This window comes from Streptococcus sp. 20925_1_77 (assembly GCF_041432125.1).
Classification (GTDB): Bacteria; Bacillota; Bacilli; order Lactobacillales; family Streptococcaceae; genus Streptococcus.
Genome location: NZ_JAPVZB010000013.1, coordinates 43,651 through 64,848 on the forward strand (window position 1 = coordinate 43,651; position 21,198 = coordinate 64,848).

Consider the following 21,198-nt stretch of genomic DNA (forward strand, 5'->3'; position numbering starts at 1 on the left):
TCACAATTAATCATACTCCCTTTCCCTAAAATGTCAAGGATTTTTTAAAATTTTCTTGAAAATGTTCGGAAAATGGGTTTCAACTACTCCCCTAACCCTAATTGAAAGGGTTGTCCCCCCATCATCCGATCATTTAAGGCCAGAAGAACAAAAACAAACACCATTTCTGGTGTTTGCTTCATTTTAGACTAGCTTATTTTTTCTTTTTCTTCAAAATATAAGCAGCGATACTTGCCAAGACAAAGGCTAAGACAAGACTAATGATAGAGATCGTCGTACCCGTATTTGGTAAGAATCCTAAGATTTTGCCTGGTTTCTTCGGCTCTGGTTGGCTTGGTTTTTTAGGTTCGGGTTGACTCGGTTTCTTTGGTTCAGATGAACTTGGCGGAGTTGGTTGTTTCGGAGTTTCTTTTGGAACATGCTTGTTTGTAATCACCACATTTCCTTTACCATCCTCGTCATTACGAGCTTCATAGCCCTTTGGAACACTGACTTCTCTCACTGTATAAGTGATTGTGTTTCCATTTGCTTTTTCATCCAAATCTGCAAAGGTATGGGTCCACTTGTTTTCAGCTGATAATTCTATTTCTTGGCCAACTCTTTGATCATTGGCATAGAGCTGAACGTGAATGTTCTTCGGACGAAGACCATCCTTGTCATTCTCATCATCCCACTTCTTGGTAACAGTGATGCTTGTCTTACCAGGTGCATGGGTGTTGGTAATGGTATAAGCAGTTTGATCGATCGCAGTTGTATATTCAGCTACTTTCTCTTCTTGAATTGTATAGACGATTTCTTTACCATCCTTGAATTTTGGAAGACCTGTGAAGTTCTCTTTCCAATCTGTCGCATTGGTGAGTTCTTTTTGGGCAACTTTTTCACCATTGGCTAGAAGATTTACCACGATACTTGCTGGGCGTAGACCATCTTGATTGTCTTGGTCATTCCAGATCTTAGTCACTGGAATATCGATCACATCTGGCGTATGCGTATTGGTCAAGATCGTGTGAGCAGGATCAGAAGTATCAGCAGTGACTTGGTAGCCTTTTGGAAGATCTACTTCTTCCACACGGTAGCTGATCGCTTGACCAGCTTTCTTTTCAGCTAATTTGCTAAAGGTATGGGTCCATTGATTGTCCGCTGACAATTGAACCGGATCTCCTACTTTTTCATCATTTGCATACAATTGAACCTTGATGGATTTTGGACGGAGGCCATCTTGGTCATTGGCATCATCCCACTTCTTAGTGACTTTCATCTCTGTAAGAGCTGGTTCATGCGTGTTGGTCAAGACAACATTAGCCTTGTCCTTATCATTTACCGTTACTTTGTAACCATCTGGGACAGTTACTTCTTTGACTGTATATGCAATTGCTTTTCCAGCTGCCTTGGCATCAAGGTTTTCAAATGCACCTTTCCAGTCATTCGCGGCTGAAAGTTCTAATACTTGGTCTGTTGGAAGGCCATCTTTGTACAATTGAACTTGAATGCTGGCTGGACGGAGACCATCTTGGTCGTCTCCATCTTCCCATTTCTTGCTCACTTCTACTTTGGTCTTTTCTGGTTCGTGCGTATTGGTCACGACTACTTGACCTGGGTTCGTAGCTTCGACGGCTTGTGTGTAGCCTTCTGGGACATCGATTTCTTTGACGGTATAGTTGATAACTTGGCCAGCTTTCTTCTCGTCTAGGTTTGAGAAGGTATGGGTCCATTTGTTATCTGCTGACAATTCAACAGCTTGACCAACTTTTTCATCCCCAGCATACAATTGAACCTTAATCGTTTTTGGACGGAGGCCATCTTGGTTATTGGCATCTTCCCAGTTTTTGGTAACGGTGAGGCTTGTCTTACCAGGTTTGTAGCTATTGGTGATCGTTGTTCCATCAATCTTAGTGGTGTAATTATCCACCTTGTCTTCTGTCACTGTGTAGACAACTTTTTGACCATCTTTATAGACTGGTAGATCTGAGAAGGTATGCGTCCATTCATCTCCTTCACCAGTCAGATCAAGAGCTTGCACCTCTGTTCCATTTGCCAAGAGGTGAACTTTGATAGTTGTAGGTCGAAGACCGTCTTGGTTATCGGCATCATCCCAGACTTTCTTGACGGTAACTGTCGTGGTCTCAGGAGTGCGTTTATTGGTAATGGTTGCTTTTCCATCAGTGAAGCTGGCTTCTTCTGTATCAACCGTATAATGAGTCGGTACTTTCACTTCTTTGACCGTATAGGTATTGAGCTTGCCATTGCTGTCTTTATCTGGAAGGTTCGTAAAGTGAGCTTTCCAGTCTGTTGCAGCTGAGACCGTGACTGGTTTTCCTTGCGCTTTTCCATTCTTATAGAGTTGGAATTCGACACTTTCTGGGCGAAGCCCTTCTTGGTTGTCTTGGTCATCCCAAACTTTTGAAGCTTCAAGATCGATATACTTGATATCTGCTTCATTCGCGATTTCTAGAGGAAGAGCTTTTGAGCCGACAGCTTTTCCATCCACCGTGACGTGGTAGATTTGCTTGTCTGCATCATAGGTCACAACCACTGCATGTTCTGTTTCATCCAACTTGTAATTTGCAGGTGCCTGTGTTTCTTTGAGCGTATAGGTTCCTTCTGTCAAGGTACTGAATGAAAGTTCTCCATTCTTATCAGAAGTTGCCGTCGCAACAACAGCTCCATTTGCATCTGTTAAGGTGAATGTAGCACCTTCAAGGACTTTCTTTGGATTGTCCTTATCCACTTTCTTGACTTGGAAAGCTGCTGAGAAAATTTGTGCAGTTACGGTATTGGACTCACGGTTTCCTTCGTGGCCTTTGGCCTTGTATCCAAATTGGTTATGGGCTTGGACCACTCCTGAACGTCCACCGTTGTCTTCATTATCTTTGGTGCGTTTTTGCATCAAGTCTTTGACGTCTTTGGTCAACTCCGTTGGGTTAACAACTGGGACACCAAAGTTTGCTTCGCTACGGGCTGGGATCGTCGTTCCTTTATCCGCCACAAACTTGATACCCGTCACTTGACTGTAATCTGCTACAGCTGTCGTCCAGATATCCTTATCTGCAGCCTGCTCCATGGTGTCACTTGTGACACTAGGATCTGTCGTGTAGTAGACTGTCCAACCTTCAGGGGCAGCTATAGGTCCACGGAGGCTAACCGTATATTCCGTCAAACGATTTGACCCATCTAGGGTATTGACATCGTGTACTTTTGGTAGAGCATCGTAAACAACTCCGTCTTCGACTGGCTTGTCTGTATTGTTTTTAATGGTGATCTTGTAGTTAAAGGTTTCACCAGGTTTGAAGGTACGAGTAACAGTAGATGCATCGGATAGATCATCATTTTTAGCGATGTATTTGCGGGCATAAATCCCTTCTGCTGCGACAATTGTATAGTTTGATTGAGCATAAGGAATCTTATCCGTTGTTGAACCATTCCCGTTTAGGTCATACACATCTTCGGTAACTCGGTCAGGGTTGGCATTTTCAAGATCGTGGATTCCGTCTCCTGCGACATATACTTTATTGGTGAAGGTCCCACCGTCATCTTTTCCTTTTAAATCGGCCACGATAAACGGTAAACGCACACGATTAAGATCCATAAGAGAAGCTTTAATAAACTCTTTTTGGTCCAAATGCATCACAATAGCGGTTCGACCTGAATTGTGGTAATTTTCAATGACCTCGTAGCTCTTAAGGAATTTCATACCTTTTTCACTAGAGGCAAGGTTTCTCTCAAAATCTTTAAAATCGACTTTAAGGGTATTCGGATCATAAAGATCAATAATCCGTAGGTCTCCATAATTCTTATCAGGATCTAAAACTACTTTGGTTACCATCAAACCAAAACGAATATTTTGTCCATCAGTATAGCGAACATCATTGTAATCAGTCGTTTTTGCAATTTCAAAGCTTTCCTTCATAGGGATCAGCTTGAAAGTCCAATCTGCTGACTGATCTTTGGCAACATTTGACTGTGTTTTATAGGTCACACGGCCTGTGTTCTTGTAAACATTTTTGGTCGCATCCGTTTCATCGTAACGCGTCTTTTCAGGATCCTTGAAGCTTGTATAGCTATTGAGGGTAATTCCCTGACCAGATTGAAGGACAAAATCATCCTTCATTTCCATCCGCCAGCCCACAACGGTTCCATACTTGGTCAAATCAATTAGACCGTTCCCGTCTTTATCTGCTTCTGACTGAATTTCTTTCGTACTACCATCTTCCATAGTCAGGATGATTCGTTTGACAATGGTATGGATTTGTTTCCCAATCCCATAGTTTCCTTCCATCAGGCGACTATAATCGATCCTGGTAAACTTCAAGCGAGGGTCCACAGTCTCATCGTAAAAAACAAAATTCTTCTGAGGTGAAGGGGTGTTATTATGAAATTTTAGAATCCACTTGTAATTAGCAGCCTTGTAGTCTGTTGAATCATAAACATCCCCTTCAGCCCGTTTGGCAAAGCTTCCGGCTCCTTCAAGGTCACGTGAAGTCAAACGGAAAATAAGGGAATCTTCCGCAGTAATATCTGGTTCTCCCTCTCCACGGTTGGCAGGAATTCCTACGATGCTACCAGTATTGGTCAAATCCTTACTAAGAACGTCCTTGAGGGTTTGGTCTTTTTCTAAGACCAAATCAGGGAATTTCAAGTAGAGGTAACTTGTATCCTTGATTTTGGTCATAAATTCTTGGTGATAAGCTGCTGGATTGTCGTTTGCATCCGCCTTGAACGTCTTCGAAACAGTTCCATCTCCATTGTCTACCCAGCCTTCAGACTTGGCTGTATCGAGAACAGCTGTGCGAGTCTTCCCACCCTTATCTGTATAGGTTGGTAACTTATCAGTGATCGTTGCTGATTCTAACTGACGGTATTGACCACCGTATTGACCATGCATTCCGTCCAATTGGAAGGCAAATGGGACAGAAGTTGGTGTTTCAATATAGTTCTTTCCATCTGCACCTTTGACAATACCTGGCATTGCTTCCGCATAGTCCTTAGACATGGCTTCGTTCAAGTTTTGGTTGATGTACTTGGTGAAACGATAATCGTTATACTTAGGCTTCCAAATGATATCATTGAGCGCTGTTTCTTGCCCATTGATGTTCAATGTTCCTGTGATATCTAGCGAGTAATTCGTCGGTGGATACCCGATTGTAAACCTCCCGATAAAAGGCAAGGTCAACACTTCTGATTTTTGGTAATTGCTAAAGTGAAGGGTGACTTGATAATCATCACCAACCTTTGTTACCGTTGGTTTATCATGCTCTGAGGCACTATTAAAGTCTGGAATGCTGACTTCTCTGAGGTACTTGCCTGGTACTTTCAAAGTAATCGCGACATCGTTAATGTCGGTTGTCAAATTTTTAGGGGTAATCTGGATATAGCCAGACATGGTATCCCCTGTAAAATAGGACATGCCACCTGGATGGTCTTGTTTGTCCCCATACAAGAGGGTAACATCCAAGGCCCCGTTATCTCCAACTGCTAGCTGGTTGGCATAGGCAGTTACAGCCCCTTGACCAATCTGGCCTAGCATCATGAGAATCGTTAAAATGGCAAAACCTTTTTTGAAAAAGGTTTTCCATAATGAACTAAGCTTTTTCATGTTTTATCTCCTTACTTTTGTTAGCCTTCCAAAAAGGCCCTCCCTTTAATTTTATCAATTATTTTTTAGAATATCTATTGCTTTTCAAATTAAATAATAAATAGTTAATAATATAGACATTGTTTGCACTAATGTCTATATTATAAGTCACTATCTGGTAATGATTTCCCCTTTCTTCTATCCAAGGGCAATCAAATGAAACATCTATAAATGAGGTGGAGCAGACCTAACAATCCTTATCCCCCTTAATTTGTCCATACAAAAAACCTCAAACACAACTGTTTGAGGTTTGTACATCCTACTATTGGTTGGTTATTTCATCTAACTCTTCACCATTTGAAGGAATCTTTTGTTTTTCCCTTCTATCTCGTACCCACAGCATGGCCACTCCAAAGAGATGGCTTCCAAACAAGGCCACCACAAAAATCAGCTTGCCCCTATCGGGATAAGAAAGAGGGAGAGTTCGAAAGCCATAGCGCGCCAACTCGATAAAGATAGGATGGGAAAAGTAAAGGGCCATACTCATCTGTTTTAAATACTGTAGATCATAGGTTTTTAGAAAAGACGATCGCAGGCAAGCATTGACCAAATAGACCGTCACAAAAGGAAGGAGAAAGAAAAAGTTCTTATCGATTCCTTCATTTCGAAAAATGATCATACCTTCTAAACAGAAGATTCCAAAGGCAAGAGCTACTTTTTGCCAACGGTGAACCCTAAAGCTTGGTGAATCAAAATGATCATACAGATAATATCCCATAAAGATAAAAATAGGCGTATAGAAGAGACCATTTCGCGCTGTGAAAAATAGGTTGCTATAGAGCTGGTAGCCTTTTAGAAGACTCGTGGTGTCCAGGTAAGCCGAATAGGTCTCGATCAAGCCCCAGCAATAGAGGAGCAAGGTGATCACCCCTGCCCAAACCATGCCCAAACGTTTGACTAATTGATTGACCAAAAACAAGCCCAGCAAAAAGGCTGGGATATACCAGAGTTGGTAGCACATCCCCAGGTAGACCAGAGCAATCAAGATTCCTGCTGGAAAGAGATAAACAGGAAGATGGAGACTAGAGAAAAAGAGCCAGGCATAAGGGAGGTAAACGAAACTCCAAAACAAATAGTTTTTTACGATTTTGACCAGATAGGCCTTCATTTTCTTAGAATTCCCTAGGGAGTGTTTGAGGAAAAAGCTGGCACAGACGATAAAAAATGGCACCGCTAGCCGGCCGAGCATACTCTTGAGACCAAAATGCAGTGGCTCATAAGAGGTCAAGCGACCACTATGCACCAAAATCACTGCAATCGCAAAGAGGTATTGAAAAAAGCTGATACTAGAGGTGTTATAGAGGGGATTCTTTTGCATAGTCCTACTCCTTGCCCAAAGCAGTTTCTATGGTTATTTTAGCATGAAAGGGAAGGCCAAGCAAGGAATCTTACATCCTTATCTACCTTTTTTCCTCTATTTTTGATATACTCAAAGCATGCATAAACAAACCATTATTGATTTTAAAGAGCTTGGATTGCGATACCTTTTCACCAAGCCCATAAAGGAATTAAAAACTAGAAACCTCGACCAGGTAGAGGATCTTCTTAGAGAAGTCGAAGCCTACCAGGAGCAAGGCTTTTATGCTGTTGGCTATGTCAGCTATGAGGCTGCTCCTGCTTTTGAGAAGAAGTTTGCTGTCCATCCAGCTCCTCTCATGGGAGAGTATCTCCTCTATTTTACGATCCACGAGGAGGTCGAAACCCTTCCTTATCCAGAGGACTATGAAGCTGTGGATCTTCCAGCCAATTGGAAGGAAGAGGTAGAGGAACCTGCTTATCAAGAAGCTATCGAGACCATCCATCACCATATCCGCCAGGGAGATACCTACCAGGTCAACTACACCGTCCAGCTTTCTCAAGAGCTAAAGTCTGATCCTTTGGCCATCTATAATCGCTTGGTGGTAGAGCAAAAGGCCCATTACAATGCCTTCATCCAGCACGATGATGTCTCCATCCTCTCTATCAGTCCTGAGCTCTTTTTTGAGCAAGACGACCGGCTACTGACCACGCGCCCTATGAAGGGAACGACGCGCCGTGGTCTCACTAACCAAAAGGATCTTCAGGAGGCTGCTTGGCTAGAAGCCGATCCAAAAAATAGAGCAGAAAACATGATGATCGTCGACCTCCTCCGCAATGACATGAACCGGATTTCGGAGATTGGAAGTGAGCAGGTGACCCGTCTTTGCCAAGTCGAGCAATACTCCACTGTTTGGCAGATGACCTCGACCATTGAAAGTCGCTTACAAGCTGAGGTCGACCTGGTCCAAACCTTCCGAGCTCTCTTTCCTTGTGGCTCGATTACAGGAGCACCGAAGATCTCCACTATGGAAATCATCCACAAGACAGAGAAGGCTCCTCGAGGTGTCTACTGTGGAACGATCGGCATCCTTCTTCCAAAAGGGAAACGGATTTTTAATGTAGCCATCCGGACCCTTCAAATGCAGGGGAATCAAGCCATCTATGGCGTGGGAGGAGGCATCACTTGGGACAGTCAATGGGAAGGTGAATACCAGGAAACCAAGCAAAAATCAGCTGTCCTCTACCGGCAAGAACCTCGCTTTGAGCTCCTGACAACTGGCCGCATCCACCAAGGAGAGTTGACTTTCCTCGACCAACATGTAACACGCTTGAGAGAAGCTAGTTGCTACTTTGCCTATCCTTATGATGAGCCCAAACTCCTGAAAGAACTTCAAGAAGAACTCGCTCATTTAGATCTCAACCTTGACTATCGTTGTCGGATTGCCTTGCAAAAAAACGGGACCTTCCACCTAGAGATCACGGAGCTGACCGACTTGCCCGCTAGCTATCTACAGGCCCAACTGACAGAGCAGAAGCTTGATTTAGCGACGCCATTTACTTATTTCAAAACGAGTCAGAGAGACCATCTCAACCAGTCAGATCACGAGCAAATTTTCCATCTGCCAGACGGAACCTTGCTAGAGACGACGATTGGCAATCTCATCCTTGAGATTGACGGCAAGCTCTATACCCCACCAGCTCACCTCCCCTTACTCGATGGCATTTATCGGCGTCATCTTCTTGAGACCCAGCAGGTGGAAGAAAAACTCTTAACTCTGAACGATTTAACAGACGCTGATCGTATTTATGCCTGCAATGCTCTTCGTGGTCTCTACGAACTCGATTTTCAAAGAAAGGATTCCTGATGAAACTGATTTTTTTACATGGACTAGGGCAAGATGTCCTCTCTTGGCAAGGAGTCCAATTTGCACTTTCACCCTTGCACTCCAAAACTTTTGATATTTTCTCCCATCCAAAAGAAAGCTATCAGGAAGTCAAAGAAAGGTTGACGGAGCGCCTCCAGCAAGAAAGCGAACCCTTTATTCTGGTAGGACTCTCACTAGGTGGCGTGCTCGCTCTTGATCTCTCCAGACAAGACTTCCCGCAACTCAAGGGCTTGGTCCTTGCGGGAACTCAATACAAACTCAACACCAATCCCCTCTATCGGCTCCAGATCCTTCTCTTTCGTCTACTTCCCAAGCATGTCTTTGAAAAGCAAGATGCCAATAAACAACAGATGCTTCAAATCTTGACCGAATTAAAAGGGATGAATTTAACCGATACCGTTAAAGCTTGCCCTCTCCCTAGCTTGGTTGTTTGTGGTAGCAGAGATTGGGCCAATCAATCTTCTTCTAAAAAATTGGCCAAGCTCCTGCCAAAAGGCCACTATCAAGAAATCGCAGACGGAGGTCATCTACTCAATACCGAGAAACCCTATGAACTGGCCCAAGCCATCAAGGAGTTTGTTGCTGGGTTTTAAAATGAAGAGGCTGGGACAAAAGTCCTAGCCTCTCAATTATTTTTGGATTGTCGAGCAAGACGCAGTGGTTGAGTGGGCTCTACTATGCTGATTTCATCAGCTTTTACAGCCCTACTCAACTGTGCGGAGGTGGGACGACGAAATCGAATTCTAACGAATTACCGATTTCTGTCCCACTCTCTTTTTTTAGAAATATTTGAGAATTGCTTGATAGTTATTTGAAAAGCAAGCTGTATACTAAGAGTGTAAAGAAAACAACTAGTCATTTGGACGAAGGAGAAAACCATGGAAAAAGTATTAGAAATTTCCCATTTGAGTAAAAAATTTGGTCATCAATACGCCTTAAATGATGTGAATCTCACCATTCGCAAAGGCGACGTCTACGGCCTGATCGGCAAAAATGGTGCAGGGAAAACCACCCTCATCAAGGTCATCACCCAGCTGATTCAAGAAACTGATGGAAGCGTCTCTCTCTTTGCTTCTACAAATCGCTCCCAGTGGACCCAAGCGCTTAAACGGGTTGGATCCGTCATTGAGAGTCCCGTGGCCCATAAGCATATGACCGCTTATCAAAACCTGGTCTACTATTGCAAGGCTCGCCATATCCCCAATCCCGACCAGGTCATCAAAGAAACCCTGAACTATGTTGGCCTGAATAATACGGGTAAGAAGAAATTCCGTGACTTCTCACTAGGAATGAAACAACGGTTGGGAATTGCGATTGCTCTCATTGCTAAGCCAGATTTCCTTATTCTGGACGAACCCATCAATGGCCTTGATCCAGTCGGAATCAAGGAATTCCGTCAGATGATCAAACGCCTCAATGATGAACTCGGCATGACCATCCTCATTTCCAGTCACATCCTCTCCGAACTCTATCTGGTTGCCAATCGCTTTGGTATTGTCGACCAAGGACGCCTGATCAAAGAAATTAGCAAGGCTGAATTCGAAGAACAAGGAGAAGACTACATCATCCTCAAGACTAGCCAGCTAGCCCTTGCGAGTCAACTGATTCAGGATCAACTCCATCACCGCATCAAGGTCATCGATAAGGATGGAGAAATCCATATCTTCGGACAGACTCACGATATTAAAGTCATTGTCAAAGCCCTCGTTCAAGCCGATATTGACGTGGACGAAATCTACTATGCCCGCCAAGATCTGGAAAAATTCTTTACGGACTTGGTAGACTAGTCCAATCACCGTCTTCCTCTATTACCTATCCCACATATTTCATTTAGGAGATTTATCATGTTGCATACCATTCAAGCAGATTTTTACAGACTTTTTCGCTCCAAAGGTTTTTGGATTACAGAAGCCATTCTCGTTCTCAACATCCTGTCTGGAGTCATCTTTGGAGCTACTGGCCACGTCGGCGTCAATACGGAATCCAAATTGCCCCAAGCGACCGAAGTTTGGACAGGCTTTAAAGCTTTGACCAACTACTCTTCCAGCATCAGTGTGACCATCCTCTTTACCATTATTGTCATCACCTTGGTCCTGGGAACAGACTTAACGCAAAACTTATACAAGAATAGTCTGGCCTATGGCGTTTCTCGCACCAGTTACTACTTTGCCAAAAGCGCCGTTGTTCTGACCATTGCTCTCTTCCAATTTCTTGTTTCTTATGGTCTCGTCTTCTTGATCGCGACGCTCTACAATGGACTTGGCACCATGCCAGAGCACTTCTTGGCTCATTTTGGACTGACCGTGCTGATTCAGTTCCTTTCCACCTTGGCTTGGGTCAGCATCATTTCCTTCCTTCTTTATGCCAGCCAATCCATCACCTTGGCCTTCGTTGGCTACTTCATTGGAAATATCCTCTTAAGCCTTCCTGCGCTCTTCCTTAAAGATATTGATATTCTCCACTATCTAAACTTGGAATTCCAATATTCCATGGTACAGAGCACAACAGCAACAACCAACACCCTCTCGATCGCCCTTGGATTCATCCTTGTTTTCGGCTTCCTAGGACTGGCTACTTTTAAACACAAAGATTTATAACAAAAAGACTTGAGCAGTGCTCAAGCCTTTTTTCTTAGTGTAATGGTCAAGATAAACCAGTCTGCCTCCGTTGCCAGTTGCAAGTCTCCCCCTAAGATCTCTACAAAATTTTGAATAATGTAGAGACCCAAGCCAGAAGACTCCTCTGTATCCGAGAGATTTTCAGAGTAGAATCGACTAGCCAATTGGTCTAAGTGCTGGATCGGTTGTTGCACAATATTGCGCAGCTCGACCCGAATCGTGTCCGCGTCTGAGGTCAAGGTCAAACGGGCCTGCTCCTTTCCATGCTTGAGGACATTGCTGAGCATATTTTGCAAGAGGCGCTCCCAGAGCTCTGGATCCGTAGCATAATGAAGATGCTCTTCTAGCTCTACCTCTAAGGCAATCCCCGCCTCAGACAGGCTGTCATAATACTGGAACAACTGCTGAGTCAGGACTTGGCTGAGATCGACGTCTGAAATCCGAGGCTGAATGGCTCCCTCCATCAAGCGTCTGTATTCCAAGAGAGATTCCAGGCGTTTTGAGACGACTTGAAGATTGGAAGCAATTTTCTTCAGCTTTTCCTCTTCCTGCGTCCCACCCTTGATGATTTGTTGGGTATAGCCCGATGCAATGGTCAAAGGCGTCCGGATATCGTGGGCAATATTACTAATGGCCATATCCAAGGTCTTTTTCTCTTGAAAGGCAATCCGATTGGTCCGCTCGATCTGATCAAAGAGATCACTGACCTGCTTGGTCAAGGCGACCAATTCTTTTTTTGAAACACGTGACGTTAACCGTACTCCACTCCCATTTTGGAGCTTCTGTTGAATCTGCTCCTGCAAATCTTTGAGAGCAGAGAGTAGGCGAAGGTAGCCCAGTCCCAAGAGAAGGACAAGGACGACAAGAATTAGAACTAAAACCCACATTACTTGTCTCCTTTCAAGCGAACACCCAAGCCCCAGACCGTTTCAATATAGTCCTCATCTGGGTCAAGCTGGGCAATTTTCTTTCGAAGATTGCTTAATTGGGCATTGAGGGTATTGTCTCCAGGCAGATAGACTTCTTCCCAGACAGCTTCATACAATTCTTCTTTGGTGAAAATCTTCTTTGGATGCGCCAGCAAGGTCTCAAAAATTTGAAATTCTTTTTTGCCCAATCGAAGCGTCTGTTCGCCGGACTCCAGTTCAAAGGTTTCTGGATTTAAGACCAAATTCTTAAAGGATCGCTTTTGCGACGCTTGAGATTCCTGTGCTACCGTCGGTTGATTTCTCAACTGCACCGTCACCCGAGCCGCCACTTCGTCCAGATTAAAGGGCTTGACAATATAATCATTGGCACCTGCAAGGAGATACTGGCTAATGAGGTGTTTGTCTCCCAGAGCGGTCATCATGATAACCGGTGTCTGACTCTGCAAACGGATCTCCTCAAGGACCTGATCCCCATTTTTCCCTGGAAGCATGATATCCAGAAGGACCAAATCAACGGCTTCTTGCTGGAAGAGCCGCAGCCCTTCTGTACCTGAAAAAGCCTGAAGGACCTCATGATCTTCACTTAAGAGACTGTATAAAATTTCTTGGATATCATTATTATCCTCGATTAATAAAATCCGTGTCACTTGCCTCGCTCCTTTTTTCTTTTCTTGCGAAATCAGTTCTATTCCCCTAGCCTATCAAATAAAGGGACCTTCGTCAATGAAAATCTGATAAAATTCTATTGTACCCAGCTAGATCTGCATGTTAGATCATCACAAGATGAACTTGACGATCTTTTCTTTCAAAGGGTATAATAGGACCAATGACACAATAGGGAGACTCATCTATGAAAAATCATGCTAAAACTAAAATCAGTCTTGTATCCATCCTTGTCATCCTGGGCGTTGCTGCAAGAATGATGCGAGTCATCCACCGCCAGCAAATCAGGGAGCAAAACAGACAAACCATTCAAACGACTAAAAAGGTTGCAGAGTTTCAGAAAACACTAGACGAGGAAGAAACGAAGAAACGCAACGAAACCTTCAACAAGATTTATAATGAATCCCTTGTTCGGAATAAGTTTGAGAATTGGCAAAAAGTCGATGAACTCCATGGTTTGGGACAAAGAACTGGGCAATTTTATATCTATAACTTTGAAAAAAAAGAAGAGATTCTATTAGAGAATACTGATCAAGCATTTGTTCTACCTATTCGAGACAAGAGTGATAACGTCACATTTCAGGCTATCTTTGCCCACAAGGACGGTCAGTGGCACATCATGAAACCAGACGGAAGTTCGCAGTTGCAACTAGGAGAAGCCAACATTTCCGCTGAATCTAAGTTTGTCATCGAAAACAATGTCTTAGACTACGACCAGTAAATCAGTAAGGACTTGCCTTGACTACATACAAAAAGCTTAGGACCCCAACTTGTGGTTAGAATTCTAAGCTTTTTAGCTTGCTGCCAGAGAGTCATCCAGAAGATAGTTTAGCTCTAGAGGAGACTTTTATTTAACAGATGCACCATTGGTCGCAATGACTTCTTTGTACCAATAGAAGGATTTCTTACGTGAGCGAGCTAGGGTCCCCTTGCCTTCGTTGTCCCGATCAACATAGATGAAGCCGTAGCGCTTCTTCATTTCTCCAGTCCCGGCAGAGACCAGGTCAATACAGCCCCAAGTCGTATAGCCCCAGAGGACAACACCATCTTTGTTAATGGCATCTCGCATGGCCTTGACATGGGCAGCCAGGTAGTCAATCCGGTAATCATCCTCAATCTCCCCTGCTTCATTTGGTGTATCAACTGCCCCAAGTCCATTTTCCACGATAAACATGGGCTTTTGATAACGATCCCAGATGGTATTAAGAGTAATACGGAGACCAAGAGGATCAATCTGCCAACCCCATTCCGAGCTTTCTAGGTAGGGGTTCTTCAGAGAGGCAAAGATATTGCCCGCTGTTTTTTCGTTTTCAGCTGGATCGCCCGAAGCAACCCGACTAGCATAGTAGGAGAAGGAAATAAAGTCTACCGTGTGTTCTTTCAACAACTGCAAATCCTGCTCGGTCATCTCAACCGTGATTCCCTGACGTTCCCACTCTTTCTTAGCATAGTTAGGGTATTCCCCACGCGCCTGCACATCGATGAAGAAATAGTTCTTGCGGTCTTCTTCTAGACTAGCCCAGACATCTCGCGGAGCACAGGTATGCGGATAGTTTGGCCCAGCTGCCAACATACAGCCGACCTTGTTGTTCGGATCAATTTCATGGGCAAGCTTGGTGGCAATGGCTGAAGCAACCAACTCATGGTGAGCCGCCTGGTATTTGACCTGCTCCTCATTCTCCCCTTCTTCAAAGCAGAGACCTGCTCCCATAAAAGGCGCATGAAGGATCATATTGATCTCATTAAAAGTTAGCCAGTATTTGACCAAGCCCTTGTAGCGAGTGAAGAGAGTTCGGCAGAGACGTTCATAACATTCCAACATCTTGCGACTGCGCCAACCTCCATACTCGGTAATCAAATGCATGGGACAGTCAAAATGGGTAATGGTCACCAAGGGCTCAATGCCATACTTGTGGCACTCATTAAAGAGGTCTTCATAGAACTGTAGACCCGCTTCATTTGGCTCTAGTTCATCTCCTTTAGGGAAGATCCGAGACCAGGCAATGGACAAGCGATAGGTTTTAAAGCCCATTTCCCCAAAGAGCGCAATGTCTTCCTTGTAGCGATGGTACATATCAATGCCATCTTTAGCCGGATAAAAATAGCCCTCTTCAAAGTCGAACATCTTTTTCTGACCCGTAATAATGGCATGACGATCAGGACCAATCGGTACCACATCCACATTGGCCAAGCCACGGCCGTCTTCATTATACGCTCCCTCACACTGGTTAGCAGCCGTCGCCCCACCCCAAAGGAAACCATCTGGAAATTGAAGTTTATCGGTCATCTCTCTACCTCACTTGATTTGATAGTTCTATTATACCCTTCTCTTTCCAAAAAATCCTACAAGATCTTATGGAAAACTAAACCTATTCTAAGGTAACTCATACACTTTGGAACATAAAAAAGACTGGATTGCTCCGATCTTTCAATAGTTCATTTTCTCACATTCTGTTTTAAGAATAGCTAAGGTTGACGTTAAATGACCACGCCTCCTATTTCATACGATAAAAATCAATCACTAAACCAGCTGGGCCTTCAACTAGCAGGCTTTCGGTTCCCCAATCGGTTACAACTGGACCGTTTAAAACTTGGATACCAAGCTCTTTCAACCGTTTGTAGTTCTGGTCTACATCCTCAACCTCGATATGAAGAATGATTCCTGACTGAAAGTTTTCCAAAGGAACCAAATGATTTTGAGACAACATGAGACAGTGACTGCCAATCGTGAACTGAGCAAAACTGTCGTCAACATAATCGGCTTTTTTATCCAAAATATGCTCCAAGTCAGCACAGACCTGGGGAATATTTGAAACGATGATATCTAATTGATTTAAATTCATTTACTATCCTCCACAAAAAGACCGGATTCCCCCGGTCTTTTAAGTTTCTCTCTATGAAAATCAAAGCATAAAATCTACAATGTTTACATTTGATTTTCCACGAGAGGAATTATTTGATTGCGCGTGATTGCAATCCTTCTTCTTCCAAGAAGAGGCGGAATGGTACGAGTTCTTCTGCTTCGTATTTTTCCTTGAAGGCTTTGATCGCTTCTTCTGAGTGTTGTTTTGGATCCAACTCAAGTACTTCTACTGGAAGTGGACGGTCTTGAGTGATGCGAGCATCGATAACAACAGTTTTACCTTCTTTGTTCAATTTAACAGCTTCAGCAACGACTGCGTCGATGGCTTCGATACGGTTTACAGTGAATCCTACAGCACCTTGCGCTTCAGCGATTTTCGCATAGTCAGCATTAGGGAAGTCACAACCAAACAAGTGTTTGTTTGTGTCTTCGTATTTGTCCTTGATGAAGGCATATTTACCATTTGAGAAGACAACATTGATAACTGGAAGGTCGTATTGAACGTTTGTGATAACGTCTGGGTAGCACATGTTGAATGCACCGTCACCCATGATGTTCCATACTTGGCGATCTGGATTGTCTTTCTTAGCAGCGATACCACCAGGAAGGGCAATACCCATTGTCGCAAAGAGTGGAGATGTACGCCACATGTTCTTAGGTGTCATGTGAAGGTGACGAGTAGATGTTTGAGTAGTGTCACCGACGTCGATTGAGTAGATAGCGTCTTGATCAGCATGTTTGTTGATTGCATTGTAAACTTGATACAATTGCAATTCACCCTCAGTTTTACCTTCGAGTTTGTTCATGTAATCACGCCAGTTTTGGTTGTTCTTCACGTTTGCACGCCACCATGGAGTAGACTCAACTGGATTCACTTTATCAAGGATTGCTTTCGCTGCTTGACCTGCATCACCAAGGATGGAAGCGTCAAGAGCATGGCGTTTACCAAGTTTGTAAGGGTCAATATCCACTTGGATGAATTTTTCAGTGTTCTTGAATGCTTCGTAAACTTCAGCAAATGGGAAGTTTGAACCAAGGAAAAGAACTGTGTCTGCTTCAAAGACAACTTCGTTGGCTGGCTTCCAACCAACACGGTAAGCAGAACCTGTCAACCCTTCGTAGTCCCATTCGAAGGCTTCAAAGTTTTTACCAGTTGTAATAATTGGTGCTTTGATCTTACGAGACAATTCAGTGATCACATCACCAGCACCAACACCACCGAAACCAGCGTAGATCACTGGACGTTCCGCATTGTTCAAGATTTCAACAGCTTTATCGATTTCCACTTCGTTCAAGGCAGGAGCGATAAAGCGACGTTCATAAGAACCTGATCCATAGTAAGAGTTTTCGTCGATTTCTTGGAATCCAAAGTTTACGGGGATTTCAACAACGGCTGGACCTTTTTTAGAAACGGCAGCACGGCAAGCTTCATCGATTACTTTTGGCAATTGTTCTGCGTAAGCTACACGTTTGTTGTAAACAGCGATACCGTTGTACATTGGGTTTTGGTTCAATTCTTGGAAGGCATCCATGTTCAGCTCGTTGTTTGGACGTGATCCAAGAATGGCAAGGAATGGAGTGTTATCCATAGCTGCATCGTAAACACCGTTGATCAAGTGAGTCGCACCAGGTCCACCTGAACCAACTGCAACCCCGATAGAGCCACCAAATTTAGCTTGCATAACCGCTGCAAGAGCACCAGTTTCTTCGTGACGAACTTGCAAGAAACGGATATCTTTGTCTTCAGCCAAAGCGTCCATAAGTGAGCTAAGTGTTCCAGATGGGATACCGTAGATCGTATCTACGCCCCATGTTTTCAATACATTAAGCATTGCTGCAGATGCAGTAATTTTCCCTTGAGTCATTCTAACTCTCCTTTAATTCTATTTTGATCCCTTAAAATGCAGCATAGCGCTTCTACTTCATCTTTGCGATCAGGTTTCGTTTTGAAAATGAGTTTTTTCTGACATTTCTCATGAAAACGATTTACAAAACGATTACAGTATTAATTTATCACAAAGAGATTCACATGTATAAGAATCTGCTCAGAGATGCTCAATCCCTATTACATAACAGATGCTCTTTTTTGAGAAAATTTCACAAACTATAGTAGAATAGGATATTTTACTATAAATCTTTATCTATCCTTTTTCCCTCGTCGCTCTAAGGAAAAGAGAAAAAAAGTGATACAAAATTCTGTATCACTTTTTGTTTCATTTAATCAATTTTCGCAACATTGAGAAGCAGCGAGCTAATCAAAACAGACAAAGAACTAAGGGCCATGGCAAGACCTGCTAGTTCTGGATTGAGGGTCAATCCCAGTCCTACAAAGACTCCAGCAGCAATTGGAAGCCCAAGGAGATTGTAGATAGAGGCCCAGAAGAGATTGAGTAAAATCCTGCGGAAGGTCTTTTGACTCATGTCAAAGGCGCGCACAACGCCAAGCAAATCATTTTGCGTGAGCACGATGCCACCGGACTCGATCGCAATATCCGTTCCAGACCCCATAGCGATCCCCACATCCGCGATCGAGAGAGCTGGAGCATCATTGATCCCATCTCCAACAAAGGCGACCTTGCTAGCTTCTTGCAGTTTTTGGATGGCGCTAGCTTTTTCTTGAGGAAGGACATCAGCAATGACGGTGTCAATTCCCACTTGCTTAGCAATAGCTTGGGCCACCCGTTCATTATCCCCCGTTAACATGACCGTTTTCAAGCCCCGTTCTTTGAGCTTTTTGATCGCTTCTTTTGAGCTGGCCTTCGGAGCATCTTGAATGGCAATCAAGCCAATCACTTGCCCATCCACAGACAAACTGATCACTGTTTTGGCCTGCTCTTGCAACTCTACCATCCGTTTTTCAAGCTCCGGATCCATCGCTGTCCCGTCATGAAGTTTGCCATTTCCCAAGGTCACCAACTGCTGGTCGATCTGACCTTGGACCCCTTTTCCTTCAATCGCTTGGAAGTTTTCCACAGGGGATAACACCAAACCTTTTTCTTCTGCTTGGGATAACACCGCTTGGGCTAGTGGATGTTCTGAAAAAGTTTCAAGACTAGCAGCCAGTGTCAAGACACGCGCTTCATCTCCTACAACATCGGTTACAAGTGGTTGGCCAATGGTAATAGTCCCTGTCTTATCAAATACAACGGTTTGAATCTTTTGCACTTCTTGAAGAACTGTTCCATTTTTAATCAGAACCCCCATCTTGGCACTACGGCCGGTTCCGACCATCAGGGCTGTTGGGGTTGCTAAACCAAGGGCACAAGGACAGGCAATAATGAGGACAGAGACTGCATAGAGCATGGCCTCTTGAAGCGACGCGCCCAGAAGCACGGACCAAACCCAGAAAGTCGCAATGGCCAAAATCGTCACCACTGGAACAAAGATACCTGAAATCTTATCCGTCAAATCTTGAATAGGAGCACGACTGGATTGGGCCATTTTGACAAAGTCCACAATTTGAGATAAGAGGGTCTCACTACCGACTTTTTCAGCCTTAAAGAGAATGGTCCCATTGCTGTTGATAGTGGAGCCGATCACTGCATCACCAACTGATTTTTCCACAGGCAAGCTTTCACCTGTCACCATCGACTCATCAATGGTCGTACTTCCTTCTACAATCGTCCCATCAACCGCGATCTTTTCCCCAGGACGGACCCGAATCAAGTCACCAATTTGGATATCTTCTGCCGCCACCTCGACATAGTTCCCATCACGGAGAACTTGAGCCGTTTTTGCCTGCAAATCCAACAACTTTTCCACAGCCTCGGAGGCATTGTTACGCATCCGTTCTTCAAAGATTTGCCCTAAGAGGATAAAGAAGATGATAAAACCCGCAGCCTCAAAGTATACTGGCTGACCAGTAAAAAGGGCAAATACACTATAGACATAGGCTACCAGGGTTCCAAGAGCTACCAAGGTATCCATATTGGAATGGTGCTTCTTAAATGAGGCCCAGGCACTCTTGATAAAAGGTACTCCTGCTACCAACATGATCGGCGTTGTCGCTAGAAAAGTCCCCCAGCGACTGACTGGATGGGAGACAAATCCTGCCCACATCCCAATCATCAAGATCAATAAAGGAAGGGTAAAGATACTAGTAATCCAAAAGCGATCCCGTAAACTTAAGACACGACGGCGTTTTTCCACAACCGTGTAGGAACCCTTTTGCATCTTCATTCCACATGAAAACTCAAAGTCCCCTGTTTCTGTCGGGGTAAAGGATATCACCTTATCCACACCGACTTCCAAAGGCTCTAAAATCCCCTGATCTTCAAACAAAATTTCCTTATAACAGCCGGAAGGATTGACCCGATGGAAGGTGATTTCAGCAGGGATCCCTTTTTGAAGTTGAAATTCTTTGGGACTATAGCCCTTTTCTGCTGTAATACGGATCTTTTGCACTCCGTTTTCCACAACTGCTTTTTGTTTTTCTACCATACCTACTCCTTTATTCCACAATCATTTGACCATGCATCATGTTCATTCCACATGAATACCCATATTCGCCCGCTTTTTCTGGCGTAATTTCAATGACATGTTTTTCACCTAAAGGCAAATCTTCATGAACGCCAAAATCTGGAAAGATCACTTGAGCCAGACATGAAGATGGATCCTTGCGATTAAAGATGATCCGGGCTGGAACATTCTTTTTCAGGACAATGGTTTCAGGCGAATAGCCCCCCATGACTTCGACTTCAATTTCTTGATAACCTGATTTCTGACGAGCGTGGCCGCTTACCTTTTCATGCTCTGCAAAGAACCACCAAGCAATAAAAGCAACCAAAAGTAAACAAACAATACTAATCAACAATCCAAACATGGAATTTCCTTCTTTCTATTACATACAATTGCAAGGGACTGTTTCGACAGCCTCTGCTTTCTTTTCTTCGAGGACCTGCTGCAGCTGATTAAGATCTGCAAGCGTAAAGTCACTCTCCTGAATCAAGTTTTCAAGCACCTGGACAATTCTTTTTGAGCAAACCTTGTCTTTCACATCCTGAACCACCAAGTCTAAACCCTGGTCCTGCTTCAACAAAGCCGAGTAAACAAAGGCTTTGCCTGATTTTTCTCTAGTCAAACATCCTTTCTCCACCAAGCGGGTCAAGAGAGTCTTAATCGTCGACTTCGACCAGTCAAAGCGCTCGGACAAGACGGCGATCAAATCCGTGCTGGTCTGCTTGCCTTCCATCCAGATAATCTTCATGATGCGCCATTCCGCATTAGAAATTTGCATGGCTCCTCCTTTCACGATCTACATTCGTAAACCTTATGATGTTATTTTACACCTAAGATTTACATTTGTCAA

Annotated in this window: 15 protein-coding genes; 5 read left to right on the top strand and 10 right to left on the bottom strand. The window is 43.8% G+C overall.

Annotation, left to right across the window (positions count from 1 at the left end; all coding sequences use genetic code 11):
- Positions 1-193 precede the first annotated feature (193 nt).
- A complete protein-coding gene (locus tag O3626_RS07665; protein WP_371496224.1) occupies positions 194-5,593 on the bottom strand; it encodes a Cna B-type domain-containing protein in 5,400 nt (1,799 codons plus the stop codon).
- A 301-nt stretch (positions 5,594-5,894) separates the two neighbouring features.
- The gene (locus O3626_RS07670; protein WP_371496226.1) at positions 5,895-6,950 is read right to left on the bottom strand and encodes an acyltransferase family protein; all 1,056 of its coding nucleotides are present in this window, start codon (positions 6,948-6,950) and stop codon (positions 5,895-5,897) included.
- Between the two features lie 118 nt (positions 6,951-7,068).
- Here O3626_RS07670 and pabB point away from each other — a divergent pair, with 118 nt between their 5' ends.
- From pabB to O3626_RS07690, 4 genes are all read left to right on the top strand, one after another.
- Complete coding sequence (gene pabB, locus O3626_RS07675) at positions 7,069-8,796, top strand: aminodeoxychorismate synthase component I (protein WP_371496228.1); 1,728 nt, start codon at positions 7,069-7,071, stop codon at positions 8,794-8,796.
- Positions 8,796-9,410: an alpha/beta fold hydrolase gene (locus O3626_RS07680; RefSeq protein ID WP_371496230.1), complete on the top strand. Its 615-nt coding sequence runs from the start codon at positions 8,796-8,798 to the stop codon at positions 9,408-9,410. The genes pabB and O3626_RS07680 overlap by 1 nt, the downstream gene beginning before the upstream one ends.
- A gap of 285 nt (positions 9,411-9,695) precedes the next feature.
- On the top strand, positions 9,696-10,604 hold the full coding sequence (locus tag O3626_RS07685; RefSeq protein WP_070505273.1) for an ABC transporter ATP-binding protein: 909 nt from the start codon (positions 9,696-9,698) through the stop codon (positions 10,602-10,604).
- Positions 10,605-10,661: 57 nt separating this feature from the next.
- The gene (locus tag O3626_RS07690; protein WP_006595651.1) at positions 10,662-11,414 is read left to right on the top strand and encodes an ABC transporter permease; all 753 of its coding nucleotides are present in this window, start codon (positions 10,662-10,664) and stop codon (positions 11,412-11,414) included.
- Positions 11,415-11,434: 20 nt separating this feature from the next.
- On the opposite strand, the gene O3626_RS07695 is transcribed toward O3626_RS07690, so the two are convergent.
- Together O3626_RS07695 and O3626_RS07700 are read right to left on the bottom strand one after the other, a co-directional pair.
- Positions 11,435-12,322 carry a sensor histidine kinase KdpD gene (locus tag O3626_RS07695; RefSeq protein ID WP_150906529.1) on the bottom strand — a complete coding sequence of 296 codons (888 nt, stop codon included), beginning with the start codon at positions 12,320-12,322 and terminating at the stop codon, positions 11,435-11,437.
- A complete protein-coding gene (locus O3626_RS07700) occupies positions 12,322-13,011 on the bottom strand; it encodes a response regulator transcription factor (protein ID WP_070586883.1) in 690 nt (229 codons plus the stop codon). The genes O3626_RS07695 and O3626_RS07700 overlap by 1 nt, the downstream gene beginning before the upstream one ends.
- A 203-nt stretch (positions 13,012-13,214) precedes the next feature.
- Between O3626_RS07700 and O3626_RS07705 the strand changes: the two genes are divergently transcribed.
- The gene (locus O3626_RS07705; protein WP_371496234.1) at positions 13,215-13,748 is read left to right on the top strand and encodes a hypothetical protein; all 534 of its coding nucleotides are present in this window, start codon (positions 13,215-13,217) and stop codon (positions 13,746-13,748) included.
- A 126-nt stretch (positions 13,749-13,874) separates the two neighbouring features.
- Here O3626_RS07705 and O3626_RS07710 read toward each other — a convergent pair whose 3' ends face one another.
- The 6 genes from O3626_RS07710 to O3626_RS07735 form a co-directional block, all read right to left on the bottom strand.
- On the bottom strand, positions 13,875-15,314 hold the full coding sequence (locus O3626_RS07710) for a 6-phospho-beta-glucosidase (RefSeq protein ID WP_371496236.1): 1,440 nt from the start codon (positions 15,312-15,314) through the stop codon (positions 13,875-13,877).
- Between the two features lie 208 nt (positions 15,315-15,522).
- Positions 15,523-15,870 (bottom strand): VOC family protein, encoded by a 348-nt coding sequence (locus tag O3626_RS07715; protein WP_003008740.1) that lies wholly within the window; start codon positions 15,868-15,870, stop codon positions 15,523-15,525.
- Positions 15,871-15,979: 109 nt separating this feature from the next.
- Positions 15,980-17,755: a pyruvate oxidase gene (gene spxB, locus O3626_RS07720; RefSeq protein ID WP_150906538.1), complete on the bottom strand. Its 1,776-nt coding sequence runs from the start codon at positions 17,753-17,755 to the stop codon at positions 15,980-15,982.
- 352 nt (positions 17,756-18,107) lie between these two features.
- Positions 18,108-20,330, bottom strand: a complete 2,223-nt coding sequence (locus O3626_RS07725) for a heavy metal translocating P-type ATPase (RefSeq protein WP_371496239.1) — start codon at positions 20,328-20,330, stop codon at positions 18,108-18,110.
- Positions 20,331-20,340: 10 nt separating this feature from the next.
- Positions 20,341-20,712: a cupredoxin domain-containing protein gene (locus O3626_RS07730; protein ID WP_024056338.1), complete on the bottom strand. Its 372-nt coding sequence runs from the start codon at positions 20,710-20,712 to the stop codon at positions 20,341-20,343.
- 18 nt (positions 20,713-20,730) lie between these two features.
- Positions 20,731-21,126, bottom strand: a complete 396-nt coding sequence (locus tag O3626_RS07735; protein ID WP_371496241.1) for a CopY/TcrY family copper transport repressor — start codon at positions 21,124-21,126, stop codon at positions 20,731-20,733.
- Positions 21,127-21,198 lie beyond the last annotated feature (72 nt).

Coding starts and splice junctions, on each gene's coding strand:
- O3626_RS07665 (WP_371496224.1), bottom strand. CDS start 5,593: ATGAAAAAGCTTAGTTCATTATGGAAAACCTTTTTCAAAAAAGGTTTT.
- O3626_RS07670 (WP_371496226.1), bottom strand. CDS start 6,950: ATGCAAAAGAATCCCCTCTATAACACCTCTAGTATCAGCTTTTTTCAA.
- pabB (WP_371496228.1), top strand. CDS start 7,069: ATGCATAAACAAACCATTATTGATTTTAAAGAGCTTGGATTGCGATAC.
- O3626_RS07680 (WP_371496230.1), top strand. CDS start 8,796: ATGAAACTGATTTTTTTACATGGACTAGGGCAAGATGTCCTCTCTTGG.
- O3626_RS07685 (WP_070505273.1), top strand. CDS start 9,696: ATGGAAAAAGTATTAGAAATTTCCCATTTGAGTAAAAAATTTGGTCAT.
- O3626_RS07690 (WP_006595651.1), top strand. CDS start 10,662: ATGTTGCATACCATTCAAGCAGATTTTTACAGACTTTTTCGCTCCAAA.
- O3626_RS07695 (WP_150906529.1), bottom strand. CDS start 12,322: ATGTGGGTTTTAGTTCTAATTCTTGTCGTCCTTGTCCTTCTCTTGGGA.
- O3626_RS07705 (WP_371496234.1), top strand. CDS start 13,215: ATGAAAAATCATGCTAAAACTAAAATCAGTCTTGTATCCATCCTTGTC.
- O3626_RS07710 (WP_371496236.1), bottom strand. CDS start 15,314: ATGACCGATAAACTTCAATTTCCAGATGGTTTCCTTTGGGGTGGGGCG.
- O3626_RS07715 (WP_003008740.1), bottom strand. CDS start 15,870: ATGAATTTAAATCAATTAGATATCATCGTTTCAAATATTCCCCAGGTC.
- spxB (WP_150906538.1), bottom strand. CDS start 17,755: ATGACTCAAGGGAAAATTACTGCATCTGCAGCAATGCTTAATGTATTG.
- O3626_RS07725 (WP_371496239.1), bottom strand. CDS start 20,330: ATGGTAGAAAAACAAAAAGCAGTTGTGGAAAACGGAGTGCAAAAGATC.
- O3626_RS07730 (WP_024056338.1), bottom strand. CDS start 20,712: ATGTTTGGATTGTTGATTAGTATTGTTTGTTTACTTTTGGTTGCTTTT.
- O3626_RS07735 (WP_371496241.1), bottom strand. CDS start 21,126: ATGCAAATTTCTAATGCGGAATGGCGCATCATGAAGATTATCTGGATG.